We start from the raw sequence: 14,973 nt of genomic DNA, 5'->3' as shown, positions 1-14,973 counted from the left end.
ATGCCGTCGCCTTGCCAAGGACTGGGAGAACCTCAGCCGTACCGCGCTCGCCTTCCTACGCCTCGCATCCATTCGGCTTATGATGCGAAGGCTCTGCCAACCTTGAAAATGTTCGCGGACAGACTCTTAGCATGAGCATGACATCGAAGAGGACCGATAGAAGTAGTCCAAGAACTTGCCTTGCGGTGCAGGCTACTGTGCCGCTGAAAAGCGGGGCGCGGTCATAGCATCGCGGCGATGCGCTCGCTCAAGTCGGTGGCCGCTGCGGAACCTCCCGCTCCCGGCCTTTCCAGTTGTCGGGACCGATGCCCATGTACGCGCCCCTCGCGTCGGCGGTCAGCGCCGCTGCCTCGTTGGGCAGGCGGGAACAGCCCAATCGGCGGCAATGTCTTTCGGAAGGATTTGCGTTTGGACATTCCAGGCTTGGATTGGAAAACAGCAGGCCCCTCACCGGCCCGGCTGGCGTCCAGGTTCAGGATGTTGGGATGACTTGCAGCGCCACCGCGGACGTCCACTCGAGGTGTCGCACCGGCTCATGGCATTTTGCAGCGGCTGGAGCCTTGGAAAAGCGCACGCCGAGGGGGTGTCTGACGGGATAGCGATAGCGCGCCTTGGAACGTCGCGAAGCGCAGGCTGAGCGTGTCACTGCTTGGCATTGGGAACCCACCCGGCAAAAAGAGCCATGCCGAAATGGAGCGACCATCAATGCCTTCTCTTGTGGCCCCTTCTGTGGGCCACAAGGAAAAACCTCGAAAATTGGCGAGCTAAATCAAGCGCTTAAATATGGAATCTGGCGGACCCGAATGGATTCGAACCATCGGCCTTTGCCTTCGGAGGGCAACGCTCTATCCAGCTGAGCTACGGGTCCCCGCGCGTCTCTTAGCGGATCGGCGCCGTGCGGGGAACCCCCGCCGGTCGCCGCCTTCCAGGGCGATGGCTTCCTCCATCACCGCGTCCATGGTCCGGTGGGTTTCGTCCAGGGTCAGGTGCGCCTCCGCCCATTCGCGCGCCCGGATGCCCAGGCGGGCGGACTGGGCTGGGTCGGCCAGCAGGTCGATCGCCGCTTCGGCGAGGAGGTCGGGGCGGAGGAAGGGGAACAGCATCCCCGTCTCGCCATGGGTGATGAATTCCTGCACCGGCCCGACATCGGAACCCAGGATGGTGCAGCCGGAAGCCAGCGCCTCCCGCAGCGACCAGGACGCGACGAAGGGATAGGTGAGGTAGAGGTGCAGGCTACTCGCCTGCAGCATGGCGCGAAAGGAATCGTAGGGAATCTTGCCGGGGACGAAGACGCGCTCCGGATCGAGCGGCGCGCCGAGTTCCGCCAGGAAACGGTCCTTCCAGCTGCCGCCGCCCGGTGCCGGTGCGCCATAGGATACGCCATGCCCTCCCACCAGCACCACGTCCACGTCGGGGCGGGCGGCCAGCAGCTGCGGCAGGGCGCGGAGGACGATATGCGTGCCCCGGTAGGGCTCCAGGTTGCGCGACACGTAGGTGACGAGGCGCCGCCCGCTGCCCTTGCGCCAGCGCCGGTCGCCGATCGCGAACTCCGCCTCCGCGTTGGGCCTGCACAATTCGAGGTCCACGCCCTCGGGCACGTGGCGCAGCTTGGGCTGGGCCCAATCGGGATAGGTGGAACCCTGGAACCGCGTCGGCACCTGGCCGAGCGTCGCCAGCTCGAGCCCCAGCAGGTTGGTGGCGTTGCGGATGCGGACCTGGCTGCGCTTGTCGGCATCCATGGGAAATTCGGGGTCAAAATCCACGTCGAGCCCCGACGTGTGATAGTAGAACTCAAAATAGGGAATGATGGGCACGCGCGGCCACACCTCGCGCAGGAGCAGCAGCTCGCCCCAGCCATTATGGCCGAGGATCACGTCCGGCTCGTAGCCCAGCTTCACCAGTTCGCGCGCCCGTATCGCGACCGACTGCGCGCGCAGCATCGCCAGGTCGAAATCATGCACCAGCGGATCGGGCGGCTTCATCGGCGCGCGGATCAGCGGGTATTCCATCTTCCGCACGCCCGCGAGCGAGTTGGAGTTGGGCTGCGACAGGAACAGCAGGTCATGCACGCCTTCGCGGATGTGGCGGCGAAGGATGTGGAGGTACTGCCCAGGAAAATTCTGATGCAGGAAGAGGAGCTTCATGCGCGCTGCGCCAATGCCTGCCGCGCTTCCTCATGCCCCTGCCCGGCCGCGGCGGCGATGAGCTGCCAGGCTTCCGCGGCGTCGCCGCCCGTTTCCAGCAGCATGCGCCCAAGCCAGAACTGCCCGTCGGCACGCCCCGCCTCCGCGACACGGCGCATCCAGGGCAACGCGGCGGCGGGGTCGGCCGTGCGCCCGATGCCGTTGCGGAGGCAGACGGCGTAGTTGAAGGCGGATTGCACGTCGCCCCGCGCCGCCAGCGCCTCCAGCCGGTCCGCCGCGCCCCGCACCTCGGCGGATTCGGGTCCGAACCCCGCCGCGATGCGGATCAGCGAGGCGGCGGCCTCGGCATCGCCGCGCTCGGCCGCGCGGTCCAGCCAGTGCATCGCGTCCTGCGGGCTGGGCGCCGTGCCGGTGCCACGATGATACATGAGGCCCAGCACCCGCATCGCCACGGCATGGCCGTTCTCGGCGGCGATGCGGTACCAGTTTAGCGCCTCGATCGGGTTGGCGGGCGAACCGTCGGCCGGGTTCATCTGCATGTCGCCCACCAGCGCCGCCGCCTCGGCATCGCCCGCCAACGCAGCCCGGCGCAGCCAGCGCTCGCCCTCCACCGGATTGGCCGGGGTGCCCCAGCCCTTGATGAGGGCGAGGCCATAGCGCGCGCAGGCCGGGCGCAGCCCCGCATCGGCGGCGCGGCGATACAGCTCGAAGGCCTTGGCCTCGTCGAAGGGCAGCGGCGGCACTGCCGCCTCATAGAGCGTGCCGTGCACGTATTGCGCCGTGGGCAGCCCGGCCTCCGATGCCTCAGCGATCAGACGGCAGGCCAGCTCCTTGTCCTCGATGCCGTCCGTGGCGTGGAGCCGCATGAGGCCGAGGCCGAGCTTGGCCTGGGGTTGCCCCATCTCCGCCGCCTTGCCGTACCAGCGTGCCGCCAGGGCGGGGTCGGCCTCCATGCCCTGTCCCGTCGCCGCCAGCCATGCGAGGAGCGACATGGCGGCGACATCGCCTGCCTCCGCGGCCGCCAGCGCCAGCCGCACCGCTTCCGCCGGATCGGGCTCGCCCTTGGTGGTGCCGAACAACTCCTCCGACGCGCCATGGCCCTGGCCGCGCAAGTGCATCATGGCCAGGAGTAGCCGCGCTGTGTTCTCGCCCTGGGCCGCGGACAGGTTGAGCCAGCGCGCCGCCTCGGCCGAGTTCTCCGGCACGCCCAGGCCGGACAGATAGGCCTCGCCCAGCTCACGCTGCGCGGTGGCGTTGCCGCGCGACGCGGCGCGGGACAGGCGCCGGATCTCGGAGGGGGAGCGCGGGGTGCGCGCCGCCGGACCGGCCGGCGCCTCCTCGACTCCGCCGCCGACGAGGTTGATGAACCAGGTCATCGGGCCGCTCAGCGCCATGGGCACGGTGCTCCCATGCGGGAAGGAAGGGCAATCATCGCTGGGCTCCTTACGATGTCACGCCCGTCTGCGCGAGGTGAGCGGCCACCACCGCCGCCTGGGTGCGAAGCTCGGGCACCGCCGTCGACTCCCAGAACAGCGCGCATGTTGCCGGACCAAGCAGGCCCCGACTCGGGGAAGAGAGACCCCAGCGCCTCGGCGGGCTGAGCGCAGCCAATCGAGGAAATGCTCCGACTGGTCTGGCAGTACGGACATGGATTTCGCGGTGACGTTCAGGAGGTGCAGCGGGTCGAGCGTGCCATAGGCGACGCCCGGACCTGGCTCACTTCGCTCGAAGAGCGCAACCGCCTGCCCGGCACGAGCAAGCTGCACAGCCAGCGCCGTGCCGGTGAAGCCCGCGCCGATGACCAGGACGGGCCGCAAAGACGAATCCATGCCCCAGCTTATGAACCCGCGCCGCGGAGCGCCACCGTTGAAGGCTCCGCCCCGGCGCGCCAAGGTGTCGACAACGAAACGGAGGGATTCCTGTCCATGGCACGACGCCGCTCGCTTCTGGCCCTGCCGGCGCTGCTGGCCGCGGCGCCGCGCGCCCAGGCGCAGCCCGCATGGCCCGACCGGCCGATCGCTATCGTGGTGGGCTTCCTGCCCGGGGGCTCGGTGGATATCGGCGCGCGGCTGCTGGCGGACCGCATGGCACCGCGGCTGGGCCCGCAGGCGCGCATCATCATCGAGAACCGGCCCGGCGCCGGCGGCTCGCTCGCCGCGGAATACGTGGCGCGGCAGCCGGCGGACGGGCATCTCCTTACCGTCTCCTCGGCCTCCTCCCACGGCACCAACCCGGCGGCGCTGCCCGACACGGTGCGCTACGACGCGCTGGGGGATTTCACTCATCTCGCGGTGATCGGCGGCGGGCCGATGTGCATCGTGGTGCCGGGCTCCTCGCCGCACCGCTCCATCGCGGCGCTGGTCGCGGCGGCGAAGGCGGCACGGGCGCCGCTGCTCTGGGGCTCCTCCGGCTCCGGCGGCATCGGCCACCTGACCGGCGAGCTTTTTGCCCATCGCGCCGGGTTCCGGGGCGAATACGTGCCGTATCGCGGTGGCTCGGCGGTGCTGGAGGCGATGCGCAAGGCAGAGATCGACTTCTCGGTCGAAGTGCTGGCCTCGGCCATGCCGCATCTGCGCGACGGCTCCTCCCGCGCCCTGGCCGTCACCTCGCCGGGGCGGCACTCGCTCCTGCCCGACGTGGCCAGCCTGCAGGAGCAGGGCTTCGCCGGCTTTGACATCGTCACCTGGAACGTCCTCCAGGGACCGCGCGGCATACCGGACGCGGTGGCAGACCGCATCAACCGCGCCGCGATGGAGGCGATGGCCGAGCCCGATCTCCGCCGCCGCCTCGCCGGCGCCGGGATCGACCCGGCCGAACCCTCCACCCCGGATTCCACCCGCGAGTTCGTCGCCTCGGAGCTGCGGAAGTTCCAGGGCATCGTGCGCGAGACGGGGCTGCGGCTGGGGCGGGGGTGAGGATCCGCCACGGGGCCGGGGCGGAAGCTCCGTCCCCGGTGCGGACATCCACCGAGTAGGCGGCCGCCTTTGCCTCTGGCACAAGCCTGGCATGGACTGGGACAGTTACTTCATCAACGAGGCGCACCTGGCGGCGCTCAAGAGCAAGGACCGCAAGCGTCAGGTGGGGGCGGTGATCGTGGGCCGTGACCACGCTATCCGCTCCAAGGGCTATAACGGCCCGCCGCGCGGCATGAACGACGACGATCCCGCGATCCACGTCAAGCCGCTCAAGCTGAGCATCTTCGAGTGCGCCGAGCGCAACGCCATCTTCAATGCCGCCCGGATCGGGGTGTCCTGCCTCGGCTGCACGCTCTACGTCACCCACGCGTGCTGCGCCCCCTGTGCGCGCGGCATCGTGCAGAGCGGCATCCAGGAGGTGGTGGTGCACGCAGCCTCGCCCGAAATGCCCAGCTGGCACGACAGCCAGGAAGCGGCCCGCCGCATCTTTGCCGAGTGCGGCGTGGTCTATCGGCGCTGGGCCTGCGAGGTGGTGGTCCAGCGACCGCTCACCGAGTAGGGGCAGGCCGACGCCTCCTGGCGCGGGCCGCGGCGACGCTCGGGACGGACTTCGAAACCGGCCTTGCCAGCGCACCCTGCACAGGCCGACCATGCGGCGATGCGCGCCCTGGCCCTTTCTCTTCCGGTGCTGCTTCTCCTCGCCGCCCCGGCCCCTGCCCAGGCGCCCCCTCCTGCCGCGCGCGAGCTGGACCGTGCCTTCGAGGCGCTGCGCGCCGCGCCCGATGCCGAGGGCGGCCAGATGGCAGAGGCGGTGATCCGACAGATCTGGGCGCGGCAGGCCAGTCCCGCCGTGCAGCTCCTGCTCAACCGCGGCATCCGCAACCTCCGCGCCAGTCAGACAGAGGAGGCGCTGGAGGATTTCGACGCCGCCATCATCCTCTCCCCCAACCTGGCCGATGCCTGGCACTGGCGCGCCCAGGCCCATGCCCGTGCGGGTGACAACCGCGCCGCCGCGGCCGATCTGCGCGAGGCGCTGCGGCTAGAGCCGCGTCACTTCGCCGCCCTGCTTTCCCTCTCGCGCCTCCAGGAGACGGCGGGCGACGCTGCCGGGGCGCTCCGCAGCCAGGAAGCGGCGCTGGAGATCCATCCCCGCCTGCCCGGCGGGGCGGAACGGCTGCGCGAATTGCGGCGGCAGGCGGAAGGGGAACGGATGTGAAGCGCCGCAACGCCCGGATGGCGCCGCGCACAGCGCCGGGCGGATAATCGCCCCATGCCCGACGATGCCCCCCTCCCCCTCGACGCGCGCCGCTTCCTCGCGGTGGTGGCGCGCAACCCTCAGCCGGATTGCGGACCCTTCCTGTATGGCGTGGTGACGCAGGGGGTGTTCTGCCTGCCCGGCTGCCCCTCCCGCGCGCCGTTGCGCCGCAACACACGCTTCTTCGCCGATGCCACGGAGGCCTCGGCGGCGGGGTTCCGCCCCTGCCGCCGCTGTGACCCGCTGGGTGAGCGCGCGGCGCTGCACCGCGCGGCGGTGGCGGAGGCGGCCCGGATGATCGAGGCGGCGGAAACCCCGCCGAGCCTTGCCGAGCTGGCGCAGCGCGCCGGGTTCGGGCGGCACCATTTCCTGCGCCTGTTCCGGGACGTCACGGGCGTCACGCCCCGCGCCTATGCCGAGGCGGTGCGCGCCCGGCGCCTCGGCACCGCGCTCGGCCAGGGCGAGCGCGTGGCGGATGCGGTGGCCGGAGCCGGCTTCGGCAGCGAGAGCCGCGTCTATGAGCGCCCGCCCCTGGGCATGACGCCGGGTACGGCGCGGCGCGGCGGCGCCGGGGAGCGCATCGGGATCGGCCGCGCGGAAAGCGCCATGGGGCCGCTCCTGGTTGGGGCCACCGCGCGCGGCGTTTGCTTCATCGGCTTCGGCGAGCCCTTTCTGGCGCTGGAAGCCGATCTGCGCCGCCGCTTCCCCCACGCGACGCTGGAGGAGGACCCGGCCCTGGCCGAGACGGTCGCCGTCGTGGCGGCCAAGCTGCACGAACCGTCCCGCGCCCTGGATCTGCCGCTCGACCTGCGCGGCACCGCCTTTCAGCGCCGGGTATGGGAGGCGCTGCGCGAGATCCCGCCCGGCCGCCCCACCACCTACGGCGCCCTGGCCGCCAGCCTCGGCATGCCGCGTGCCGTGCGGGCCGTGGCCTCGGCCTGCGCCCGCAACCCGGTGGGGCTGGCCGTTCCCTGCCACCGCGTGGTCGGGTCGAATGGCGCCCTGACCGGGTATCGCTGGGGGGTGGAGAACAAGCGCCGCCTCCTGCAAGGGGAATCATGATCCGGGCGCTGCCGCTCCTGTTCCTGCTGCTTCTCGGCTGCGCCACCCCGGACGAGGCCGCGCCACCCCTCCCTGCCTCGGCGCGCGAGGTCACCCTGCCCGGCCCCGGCGGCGTCGCCCTGCGCGCCCTGGTGCTGACGCCGGAGACGCCGCGCGGCCCGGCAGTGGTGGCGCTGCATGGCTGTTCCGGCATCGGCGGCGGAGGCTCGCCCATCCGGCTGGGGGCGCGGGAGCGGGACTGGACGGCGCGCTTGGTCGCCGCGGGGCACCCGGTCATCTTCCCCGACAGCTTCGGCTCGCGCGGGCTGGGCGAAGCCTGCGGCCAGCGCCCCTTCCCTGCCGGCCCCTTCAGCGTCCGGCGCGACGACGCGCTGGCGGTGGCGGCCTGGGCCACGGCGCAGGGATGGGGCCGCCCGGTTCTGCTCGGCTGGTCGCATGGCGGCTCCACCACCCTTGCCGCCTGGGCCGCCGCCCCGCCAGGCGCGCTTTCCGGCGCGGTGGCCCTCTACCCCGGCTGCCTGGGCGCCCCAGCGCCGAGCGGGGCCGTGCCGATGCTGCTCCTGCTCGGCGGTTCCGACGATTGGACGCCCGCTGCCCCCTGCGAGGGCTGGGCTGCCCGTGCCCCTGGGCGCGTCGTCGCTGCCACGTTCTCCGGCGCCCATCACGGCTTCGACGGGCTGTCGGGCGGGCTGCGGCGCCGCAGCTTGCCGGATGGACGCACCGTGTCCCTCGGCCCCGACGGGGCAGCGCGGGGCGAGGCGCGGCGCCGGGTCATGGAGTTCCTGGCAGCCCTCCCATGAGTCCTACGGGGATGCTGCGGCGCATGGGGGCGTGCTAGACGCCCACCATGATCATCGCCATCGGTTCCGACCATGCCGGGCTGTCGCTAAAGCGCAGCCTCCTCGCCGCCCTGGAGGCGGAGGGGCACACGCTGCTGGATGCCGGCACGCATGGCGAGGAAAGCTGCGACTATCCGGACTTCGCGCACGTGGTTTCCGCCAAGGTCGCCGCGGGCGAGGCGCGCTTCGGCGTGCTGGTCTGCGGCAGCGGCATCGGCATGAGCATCGCGGCCAACCGCAACCCCGCCATCCGCGCCGTGGTGCTGCACAACACGACGGAGGCGCGGCTGACCCGCGCGCACAACGACAGCAACGTCGCCTGCTTCGGCGCTCGCACCACGGGGGCCGAGGTGGCGATGGACTCGCTGCGCGCCTTCCTCGGCACCGAATTCGAGGGCGGGCGCCACCAGCGCCGCCTGGACAAGCTTTCCCCCACCGCCCTCGCCTGAAAGGCCCCGCCATGAACGAGAGCACCGCCCGCTTCCTCCCCGCGCGCTTCTTCCAGGCGGGCGTCGCCGAGGCCGATCCGGAGCTGAACGCCGCCATCCAGAAGGAGCTGGTGCGCCAGCAGGATGGGATCGAGCTGATCGCCTCGGAGAACATCGTCTCCCGCGCAGTGCTGGAGGCGCAGGGCTCGGTGCTGACCAACAAGTATGCGGAAGGCTATCCGGGCCGCCGCTACTATGGCGGCTGCGAGTTCGTGGACGTGGCGGAGACGCTGGCGATCGAGCGCGCGAAGCAGCTCTTCGGCGCTTCCTTCGCCAACGTACAGCCCCATTCCGGTGCAAGCGCCAACCTGGCGGTGTTCTTCGCCCTGCTGCAGCCGGGCGATTCCTTCCTGGCGATGGACCTCGCCGCGGGCGGGCACCTGACCCATGGCGCGCCGGTGAACTTCTCGGGCAAGTGGTTCAAGCCGATCCCCTACGGCGTGCGGGAAGAGGACGGTCTGCTCGACTACGAGGCGATGGAGCGGCTGGCGCGCGAGCACAAGCCGAAGCTCATCATCGCCGGCGGCTCCGCCTATTCGCGCGAGATCGACTTCGCCCGGTTCCGCGCCATCGCGGACGAGGTGGGCGCGATTCTGATGGTGGACATGGCGCATTACGCCGGGCTGATCGCGGCGGGCGCCTACCCCTCGCCCGTGCCGCACGCGCACGTCACCACCACCACGACGCACAAGACGCTGCGCGGCCCGCGCGGCGGCATGATACTCACCAATGACGAGGCGATCGCGAAGAAGATCAACTCGGCCATGTTCCCCGGCCTGCAGGGCGGGCCGCTGATGCATGTCATCGCCGCTAAGGCCGTGGCCTTCGGCGAGGCGCTGCGCCCCGAGTTCCGCGCCTATGCGAAGCAGGTGGTGGCCAATGCCCGCGCCCTGGCGGCGGAGCTGGTGGACCAGGGCCTCGCCATCGTGTCGGGCGGCACGGACAGCCACCTGATGCTGGTGGATCTGCGCCCCAAGAAGCTGACCGGCAAGGCGGCAGAAGCGGCGCTGGGCCGCGCCCACCTCACCTGCAACAAGAACGCCATTCCCTTCGACCCCGAGAAGCCGATGGTCACCTCCGGCATCCGCCTCGGCACGCCGGCCGCCACAACGCGCGGATTCACCGAGGCGGAGTTCCGCCAGGTGGGCCGCATGATCGGCCGCGTGCTGGACGGGCTGGCTTCCGCCAATGCGCCGGAGGCGAACAGCGCCGTCGAGCAGGCGGTGGCGGAAGAGGTGAAGGCGCTCTGCGCCAAGTTCCCGATCTACTGAGGCGAGGCTTCTATTCGCTGCGCGCGGCGTCCGCCGCGCGCACGGCCGCCATGAAGGCCCTGAGCCGCCCGGTATCGAGGTGTCCCTCGGGCCGCAGGGCGGAGCAGAGATCGAGCCCATAGGGCCGGACCATCTGGATCGCCTGCGCCACGTTTCCCGGCGTGAGTCCGCCCGCCAGGAAGACCGGGCGCGGGCTGCGCCGGACGAAGGCGGCGCTCACCTCCTAGTTCATGCACGCGTCCCGTCCCGCCCAGTTCCGGCACCGCCAGGCTCGGCCGGAATCCAGCAGGAAGGCATGCACATGCGGCGCTTAGGCCTCGATGAGGTCCAGCGCGGCTCCGTCCTCGACATGGATGACCTGCACACGACGGGTGACCGGCAGCAGCGCCGCGAGGCGTGCGGACTCGGCGGGCGGGATGTGGGAGACGATCTGCACCGCGGTCGTGCCCATCCCGGCGACATGGCGGGCGATGATCGCATCGTCCACCACCCCGGGCCCGGAGGGTATGGCCCCCACCAAGCCCAGCGCATCGGCGCCATTGGGGACCGCCAGCGAGGCCTCCTCGGGCGAGGCGATGCAGCAGACCTTGACCCGGCTGCGCATGACGCACTCCGCAGCAAGAATTCCGCCCGGTCAATGAAGCCCCTTGCTTCCGGATCAGGCGCTCGGTCTAGCCAAACCGCCGGCCGGGACCCTAGATGAAGGCGACCGCGCAGCAGCAGCCGGGCGTGGGAAGACGAGGACGCAATGCGTTGCCCCTACTGCGGACATGAAGACACCCAGGTGAAGGACTCCCGGCCGTCGGACGACGCCTCGGCGATCCGGCGCCGGCGCTTCTGCGCCGCCTGCGGCAACCGCTTCACCACCTTCGAGCGGGTGCAGCTTCGCGACCTGACGGTGCTGAAGTCCGATGGGCGCCGCGTGCCCTTCGACCGCGACAAGCTGCTGAAATCCATCCGCATCGCCTGCCGCAAGCGCCCGGTGGAGGAGGAGCGGATCGAGCGCATCGTCAACGCCATCCAGCGCCGCATGGAGATGGAGGCGGAGGCCGAGATCCCGTCCCGCCGCATCGGCGAGATGGTGATGGAGGCGCTGCGCGAGGTGGACCAGGTCGCCTATGTCCGCTTCGCCTCGGTGTACCGCAACTTCAACGAGGCTAAGGACTTCCAGGCCTTCCTCGGCGACCTCGAGGCGCCGTGAGTCCCGTCCCGTGAGCGCGGACGGGGCGCATATGCGTGCCGCTCTGCTGCTGGCACGGCGCGGACTCGGCAATGCGTGGCCGAACCCGGCCGTGGGCTGCGTGCTGGTGCAGGAGGGGCGCGTGGTCGGACGCGGCTGGACCCAGCCCGGCGGCCGCCCCCATGCCGAGACGGAGGCGCTGCGCCGCGCCGGCCCGCTGGCACGGGGCGCCACCGCCTATGTCACGCTCGAACCCTGCTCCCACCACGGCCGCACGCCGCCCTGCTGCGACGCCCTGATCGCCGCCGGCGTGGCGCGGGTGCTGGTGGCGATGCGCGACCCCGACCCGCGCGTGGACGGGCGCGGCCTCAATCGCCTGCGCGATGCCGGCATCGTGGTGGAGGAAGGACTGTGCGAGGCGGAGGCGCGCGCCATGCAGCGCGGCTTCCTCAGCCGCATCGGCGAAGGGCTGCCGCTGGTGACGCTGAAGCTCGCCTCCACGCTGGATGGGCGCATCGCCACGGAAACCGGGGAAAGCCGCTGGATCACGGGGCCGGAGTCACGCCGCGCCGTCCATGCCATGCGCGCCCGTCACGACGCCATCCTGGTCGGCTCCGGCACGGTGCTAGCCGATGACCCCGACCTGACCTGCCGCATCCCGGGCATGGAGCGCGTTCCCATGCTGCGGGTCGTGGCCGATGCCCGTCTCCGCACGCCGCTGGCCGCGCGGGTGGTGCGCACGGCACGCGATATCCCCACATGGCTGCTCACCGGGGTGGGACACCGCCCGAGCGCCCTGGCTCCCTTCATCGAGGCGGGGGTGGACGTCGCCACGATCCGCCGCGCACCGGGCGGTGGGCTGCTGCCGCGCCCCATGCTGGCGGCGCTGGCGGCGCGTGGCGTGACGCGGCTGCTGGTGGAAGGCGGGGCTGGCCTCGCCGCCGCCCTGCTGCGCGCGGGGCTGGTGGACCGCATCGCCTGGTTCCACGCGCCGGGCGCGATGGGGGCGGAGGGGCTTCCGGCCGTGGGGCCGCTCGGCCTCGCCCGGCTGTCGCAGGTGCCGCGCTTCCGCCGCCTGCGGAGCCTGACCGTGGGCCATGACGTGCTGACCGAGTTCGAGAGGGAGTAACGGGAATGTTCACCGGGATCGTCACGGGGCTCGGCACGCTGCGCGAGGTGCAGCCCATCGGCGCGGGGCAGGATATGCGCCTCGTCATCGGCGTCGCGCCGGAATTCCTGAAGGGCGCGGAGCTGGGCTGCTCCATCGCATGCTCAGGCATCTGCCTGACGGCGGTGGAGCTGAACGCCGACAGCTTCAGCGTGGACGCCTCCGCCGAGACGCTGAGCCGCACCACCATGGGCTCCTGGCGGGAGGGGCGGCGCATCAACCTCGAACGCTCGCTGCGCCTGGGCGACGAGCTGGGCGGGCACCTGGTTTCCGGCCACGTGGACGGGGTGGGGGAAGTCGTGTCCGCCACGCCGGAGAATGCCTCCGTCCGATGGCGCTTCCGGGTGCCGGAGGCGCTGGCGCGCCACATCGCGCCCAAGGGCAGCGTCGCGCTGGACGGGGTGTCGCTGACCGTGAACGAGGTTGACGGGTGCGAGTTCGGGGTCAACATCATCCCCCACACCGCCGCCGTGACCTCCTTCGGGACGCTGCAGCCCGGCGACCGTGTGAATGTCGAGACCGACACGCTGGCGCGCTACGTCAGCCGCCTCCTGGAGTTCCGCGCGTGACCACTGAGACCCGCATCACCTCCCTGCACGACTTCATCTCCCCCACGGAGGAATTGCTGGAGGAGGCGCGGCGCGGCCGCATGTTCATCCTCGTGGACGACGAGGACCGGGAGAATGAGGGCGACCTCGTTATCCCCGCGCAATTCGCCACGCCGGATGCGATCAACTTCATGGCCCGCTTCGCGCGTGGGCTGATCTGCCTCGCCATGACGCGCCATCGCGTCGAGCAGCTGGGCTTGCCGCTGATGGCACAGAGCAACGGCACGCGACACCAGACCGCCTTCACCGTCTCCATCGAGGCGCGGGACGGCGTCTCCACCGGCATCAGCGCCGCCGACCGTGCCCGCACCGTCGCGGTCGCCATCAACCCTGAGCTGGATCGCGAGCACATCGTCACCCCCGGCCATGTCTTCCCGCTGGTGGCGCGCGAGGGCGGCACGCTGGTGCGCGCCGGGCACACGGAGGCGGCGGTGGATTTCGCGCGCCTCGCCGGGCTGAATCCCGCGGGCGTGATCTGCGAGATCATGAACGAAGACGGCTCCATGGCCCGCCTGACCGACCTCGTCGCCTTCGCGCAGCACCATGGGCTGAAGCTTGGCACCATCGCCGACCTGATCGCCTATCGCCGCCGCACCGAGAAGCTGGTGCGGCGCGTGGAGGAGGCGGAGGTCCACCACGCAGTGGGCGGTGACTGGCGCGTCATCGCCTATAGCAGCGCCATCGAGCCGGGCGAGCACGTGGCGCTGGTGAAGGGCGACCTCGCCGGGACCGAGCCGGTGCTGACGCGCATGCATGCCGCGAACCTCATCAACGACCTCGTCGCCGGGCGCGGCACGCGGGAGCTGCATGCGGCGATGGAGGCCATCGCGGCGGAGGGGCGCGGCGTCGTGGTGCTGTTGCGCGACTGGCGGCCCGACGGCATGTCCACCCAGCTGCGCCAGACCCGCGACCGCAACGCCACGCCGCTGCTGCGCGACTACGGCATCGGCGCGCAGATCCTGGCCGATCTGGGCGTGCGCGACCTGATCCGCCTGACCAACAACCCCCGCCCCCTGGTCGGGCTGGACGGGTGGGGTCTGCGGGTTGTGGAAACCCGGCCCTTGGCGCAAGAACGCCGCGCATGAGCACCGCCGACGCGCCCGAACGCGCCCTCCCGAAGCTGGAGGGCGCGCCCCCACGCATCCTGCTGATCCAGGCCCCCTACTATGCCGAGGTGGTGGAGGGCATGGCGCGTGGCGTTCAGCGCGTGGTCGGCGAGACAGGCGGCACGCTCGACACGGTGGACGTGGCCGGCGCCTTCGAACTGCCGGCGGCGCTGCGCCTCGCCCTGACGCAGCGCTATGACGGATACGTGCTGCTCGGCTGCGTGGTGCGCGGCGAGACCGACCACTACGACCATATCTGCCGCGAGGCCTGCTCCGGCGTCATGGCCATCACCGCCGAGACGGGCGCGGCCGTGGGGTTCGGCCTGCTGACCGTGCACACCCTGGCCCAGGCCGAGGCGCGCTCCCGCGATGACCGGCACAACAAGGGCGCGGAGGCGGCGGCCGCCTGCCTGATGCAGGTGGCGCTGCGCCGCCAGTGGGGCGTGGCGTGAAGGCGCATCCGCGCGATCCCGCCAAGGGCCGCAAGCGCACCGGCGCGCGCGTCGCCGCCGTGCAGGCCCTGTTCAATGCCGAGGCCTCGGGCGAGAGCGTCGAGACGGTGCTGGACCAGTTCCTGCGCCACCGCCTGGGCACCGTTCCCGGCCAGGAGGGATTCGAAGATGGGCGGGTGGAGGAGGCGGATGCCTCGCTCTTCGTCCGCATCCTCCGTTCCGCCGCGACGGAGAGCGACGCGCTGGACACGCTGATCGCCAAGCACCTCGCCGCCGGCTGGGGGATGCCGCGCCTCGACCCGGTGATCCGCGCGCTGCTGCGTGCCGCCGGGGCGGAGCTGCGCGACCGCGAGGGCCCGCCGGCCCGCGTCGTCATCAAGGAATACATGGACATCGCCCACGGCTTCTTCGGGGGCGAGGAGCCGCGCTTCTGCAACGGCGTGCTGGACGCCATGGCACGGAGCCTCCGGCCCGGCGATTTCTGA

Annotated in this window: 18 protein-coding genes, 1 tRNA gene and 1 pseudogene; 14 read left to right on the top strand and 6 right to left on the bottom strand. The window is 71.4% G+C overall.

Features of this window, described 5'->3' with window-relative positions:
• Positions 1–106: pseudogene (locus tag JTJ31_RS08685) on the top strand (IS5/IS1182 family transposase); the annotation flags it as partial.
• A 685-nt stretch (positions 107–791) separates the two neighbouring features.
• On the opposite strand, the gene JTJ31_RS08680 reads toward JTJ31_RS08685, so the two are convergent.
• The 4 genes from JTJ31_RS08680 to JTJ31_RS25340 form a co-directional block, all read right to left on the bottom strand.
• Positions 792–868: transfer RNA gene (locus JTJ31_RS08680), tRNA-Arg, on the bottom strand.
• Positions 846–2,144 (bottom strand): glycosyltransferase, encoded by a 1,299-nt coding sequence (locus tag JTJ31_RS08675; protein ID WP_207538224.1) that lies wholly within the window; start codon positions 2,142–2,144, stop codon positions 846–848. Before JTJ31_RS08675 ends, JTJ31_RS08680 begins: the two co-directional genes overlap by 23 nt.
• Positions 2,141–3,538 (bottom strand): SEL1-like repeat protein, encoded by a 1,398-nt coding sequence (locus JTJ31_RS08670; RefSeq protein ID WP_207538223.1) that lies wholly within the window; start codon positions 3,536–3,538, stop codon positions 2,141–2,143. The genes JTJ31_RS08675 and JTJ31_RS08670 overlap by 4 nt, the downstream gene beginning before the upstream one ends.
• A gap of 57 nt (positions 3,539–3,595) precedes the next feature.
• Positions 3,596–3,973, bottom strand: a complete 378-nt coding sequence (locus tag JTJ31_RS25340) for an FAD-dependent oxidoreductase (protein ID WP_207538222.1) — start codon at positions 3,971–3,973, stop codon at positions 3,596–3,598.
• 96 nt (positions 3,974–4,069) lie between these two features.
• Here JTJ31_RS25340 and JTJ31_RS08660 point away from each other — a divergent pair, with 96 nt between their 5' ends.
• From JTJ31_RS08660 to glyA, 7 genes are all read left to right on the top strand, one after another.
• Positions 4,070–5,059, top strand: a complete 990-nt coding sequence (locus tag JTJ31_RS08660) for a Bug family tripartite tricarboxylate transporter substrate binding protein (protein ID WP_207538221.1) — start codon at positions 4,070–4,072, stop codon at positions 5,057–5,059.
• Positions 5,060–5,150: 91 nt separating this feature from the next.
• The gene (locus tag JTJ31_RS08655; RefSeq protein WP_207538220.1) at positions 5,151–5,618 is read left to right on the top strand and encodes a deoxycytidylate deaminase; all 468 of its coding nucleotides are present in this window, start codon (positions 5,151–5,153) and stop codon (positions 5,616–5,618) included.
• Between the two features lie 63 nt (positions 5,619–5,681).
• Positions 5,682–6,275 (top strand): tetratricopeptide repeat protein, encoded by a 594-nt coding sequence (locus JTJ31_RS08650; protein ID WP_207538219.1) that lies wholly within the window; start codon positions 5,682–5,684, stop codon positions 6,273–6,275.
• Positions 6,276–6,329: 54 nt separating this feature from the next.
• Positions 6,330–7,376, top strand: coding sequence for a methylated-DNA--[protein]-cysteine S-methyltransferase (locus JTJ31_RS08645; protein ID WP_207538218.1), 1,047 nt, complete (start codon positions 6,330–6,332; stop codon positions 7,374–7,376).
• The gene (locus tag JTJ31_RS08640) at positions 7,373–8,176 is read left to right on the top strand and encodes a dienelactone hydrolase family protein (protein WP_207538217.1); all 804 of its coding nucleotides are present in this window, start codon (positions 7,373–7,375) and stop codon (positions 8,174–8,176) included. The genes JTJ31_RS08645 and JTJ31_RS08640 overlap by 4 nt, the downstream gene beginning before the upstream one ends.
• A 47-nt stretch (positions 8,177–8,223) precedes the next feature.
• Positions 8,224–8,664, top strand: coding sequence for a ribose 5-phosphate isomerase B (rpiB, locus tag JTJ31_RS08635; RefSeq protein WP_207538216.1), 441 nt, complete (start codon positions 8,224–8,226; stop codon positions 8,662–8,664).
• Between the two features lie 11 nt (positions 8,665–8,675).
• A complete protein-coding gene (gene glyA / locus JTJ31_RS08630) occupies positions 8,676–9,974 on the top strand; it encodes a serine hydroxymethyltransferase (protein ID WP_207538215.1) in 1,299 nt (432 codons plus the stop codon).
• Between the two features lie 10 nt (positions 9,975–9,984).
• On the opposite strand, the gene trpF is transcribed toward glyA, so the two are convergent.
• Both trpF and JTJ31_RS08620 read right to left on the bottom strand, forming a co-directional pair.
• Positions 9,985–10,194, bottom strand: coding sequence for a phosphoribosylanthranilate isomerase (gene trpF / locus JTJ31_RS24590; protein ID WP_207538214.1), 210 nt, complete (start codon positions 10,192–10,194; stop codon positions 9,985–9,987).
• 90 nt (positions 10,195–10,284) lie between these two features.
• The gene (locus JTJ31_RS08620) at positions 10,285–10,578 is read right to left on the bottom strand and encodes a beta/alpha barrel domain-containing protein (protein ID WP_207538213.1); all 294 of its coding nucleotides are present in this window, start codon (positions 10,576–10,578) and stop codon (positions 10,285–10,287) included.
• A gap of 144 nt (positions 10,579–10,722) precedes the next feature.
• Between JTJ31_RS08620 and nrdR the strand changes: the two genes are divergently transcribed.
• Genes nrdR through nusB form a run of 6 tightly spaced genes read left to right on the top strand, consistent with a single transcriptional unit; the run spans position 10,723 to position 14,973 of the window.
• Positions 10,723–11,175, top strand: coding sequence for a transcriptional regulator NrdR (gene nrdR, locus JTJ31_RS08615; RefSeq protein ID WP_207538212.1), 453 nt, complete (start codon positions 10,723–10,725; stop codon positions 11,173–11,175).
• 10 nt (positions 11,176–11,185) lie between these two features.
• Positions 11,186–12,283, top strand: a complete 1,098-nt coding sequence (ribD, locus tag JTJ31_RS08610; protein WP_457852406.1) for a bifunctional diaminohydroxyphosphoribosylaminopyrimidine deaminase/5-amino-6-(5-phosphoribosylamino)uracil reductase RibD — start codon at positions 11,186–11,188, stop codon at positions 12,281–12,283.
• Between the two features lie 5 nt (positions 12,284–12,288).
• Positions 12,289–12,891 carry a riboflavin synthase gene (locus JTJ31_RS08605; RefSeq protein ID WP_207538211.1) on the top strand — a complete coding sequence of 201 codons (603 nt, stop codon included), beginning with the start codon at positions 12,289–12,291 and terminating at the stop codon, positions 12,889–12,891.
• Positions 12,888–14,015 (top strand): 3,4-dihydroxy-2-butanone-4-phosphate synthase, encoded by a 1,128-nt coding sequence (gene ribB, locus JTJ31_RS08600; protein WP_207538210.1) that lies wholly within the window; start codon positions 12,888–12,890, stop codon positions 14,013–14,015. Before JTJ31_RS08605 ends, ribB begins: the two co-directional genes overlap by 4 nt.
• Positions 14,012–14,488 carry a 6,7-dimethyl-8-ribityllumazine synthase gene (gene ribH, locus JTJ31_RS08595; RefSeq protein ID WP_207538209.1) on the top strand — a complete coding sequence of 159 codons (477 nt, stop codon included), beginning with the start codon at positions 14,012–14,014 and terminating at the stop codon, positions 14,486–14,488. Before ribB ends, ribH begins: the two co-directional genes overlap by 4 nt.
• Complete coding sequence (gene nusB, locus JTJ31_RS08590) at positions 14,485–14,973, top strand: transcription antitermination factor NusB (protein WP_207538208.1); 489 nt, start codon at positions 14,485–14,487, stop codon at positions 14,971–14,973. The genes ribH and nusB overlap by 4 nt, the downstream gene beginning before the upstream one ends.

This window comes from Sabulicella rubraurantiaca (genome assembly GCF_017355885.1).
Lineage (GTDB): Bacteria > Pseudomonadota > Alphaproteobacteria > Acetobacterales > Acetobacteraceae > Roseococcus > Roseococcus rubraurantiacus.
This window is presented reverse-complemented; position numbering and strand designations above follow the sequence as displayed.

Excerpts from the sequence above, each read along its gene's own strand:
- JTJ31_RS08675 (WP_207538224.1), bottom strand. The coding sequence starts at position 2,144 with ATGAAGCTCCTCTTCCTGCATCAGAATTTTCCTGGGCAGTACCTCCAC.
- JTJ31_RS08670 (WP_207538223.1), bottom strand. The coding sequence starts at position 3,538 with ATGGCGCTGAGCGGCCCGATGACCTGGTTCATCAACCTCGTCGGCGGC.
- JTJ31_RS25340 (WP_207538222.1), bottom strand. The coding sequence starts at position 3,973 with ATGGATTCGTCTTTGCGGCCCGTCCTGGTCATCGGCGCGGGCTTCACC.
- JTJ31_RS08660 (WP_207538221.1), top strand. The coding sequence starts at position 4,070 with ATGGCACGACGCCGCTCGCTTCTGGCCCTGCCGGCGCTGCTGGCCGCG.
- JTJ31_RS08655 (WP_207538220.1), top strand. The coding sequence starts at position 5,151 with ATGGACTGGGACAGTTACTTCATCAACGAGGCGCACCTGGCGGCGCTC.
- JTJ31_RS08645 (WP_207538218.1), top strand. The coding sequence starts at position 6,330 with ATGCCCGACGATGCCCCCCTCCCCCTCGACGCGCGCCGCTTCCTCGCG.
- JTJ31_RS08640 (WP_207538217.1), top strand. The coding sequence starts at position 7,373 with ATGATCCGGGCGCTGCCGCTCCTGTTCCTGCTGCTTCTCGGCTGCGCC.
- rpiB (WP_207538216.1), top strand. The coding sequence starts at position 8,224 with ATGATCATCGCCATCGGTTCCGACCATGCCGGGCTGTCGCTAAAGCGC.
- glyA (WP_207538215.1), top strand. The coding sequence starts at position 8,676 with ATGAACGAGAGCACCGCCCGCTTCCTCCCCGCGCGCTTCTTCCAGGCG.
- JTJ31_RS08620 (WP_207538213.1), bottom strand. The coding sequence starts at position 10,578 with ATGCGCAGCCGGGTCAAGGTCTGCTGCATCGCCTCGCCCGAGGAGGCC.
- nrdR (WP_207538212.1), top strand. The coding sequence starts at position 10,723 with ATGCGTTGCCCCTACTGCGGACATGAAGACACCCAGGTGAAGGACTCC.
- JTJ31_RS08605 (WP_207538211.1), top strand. The coding sequence starts at position 12,289 with ATGTTCACCGGGATCGTCACGGGGCTCGGCACGCTGCGCGAGGTGCAG.
- ribH (WP_207538209.1), top strand. The coding sequence starts at position 14,012 with ATGAGCACCGCCGACGCGCCCGAACGCGCCCTCCCGAAGCTGGAGGGC.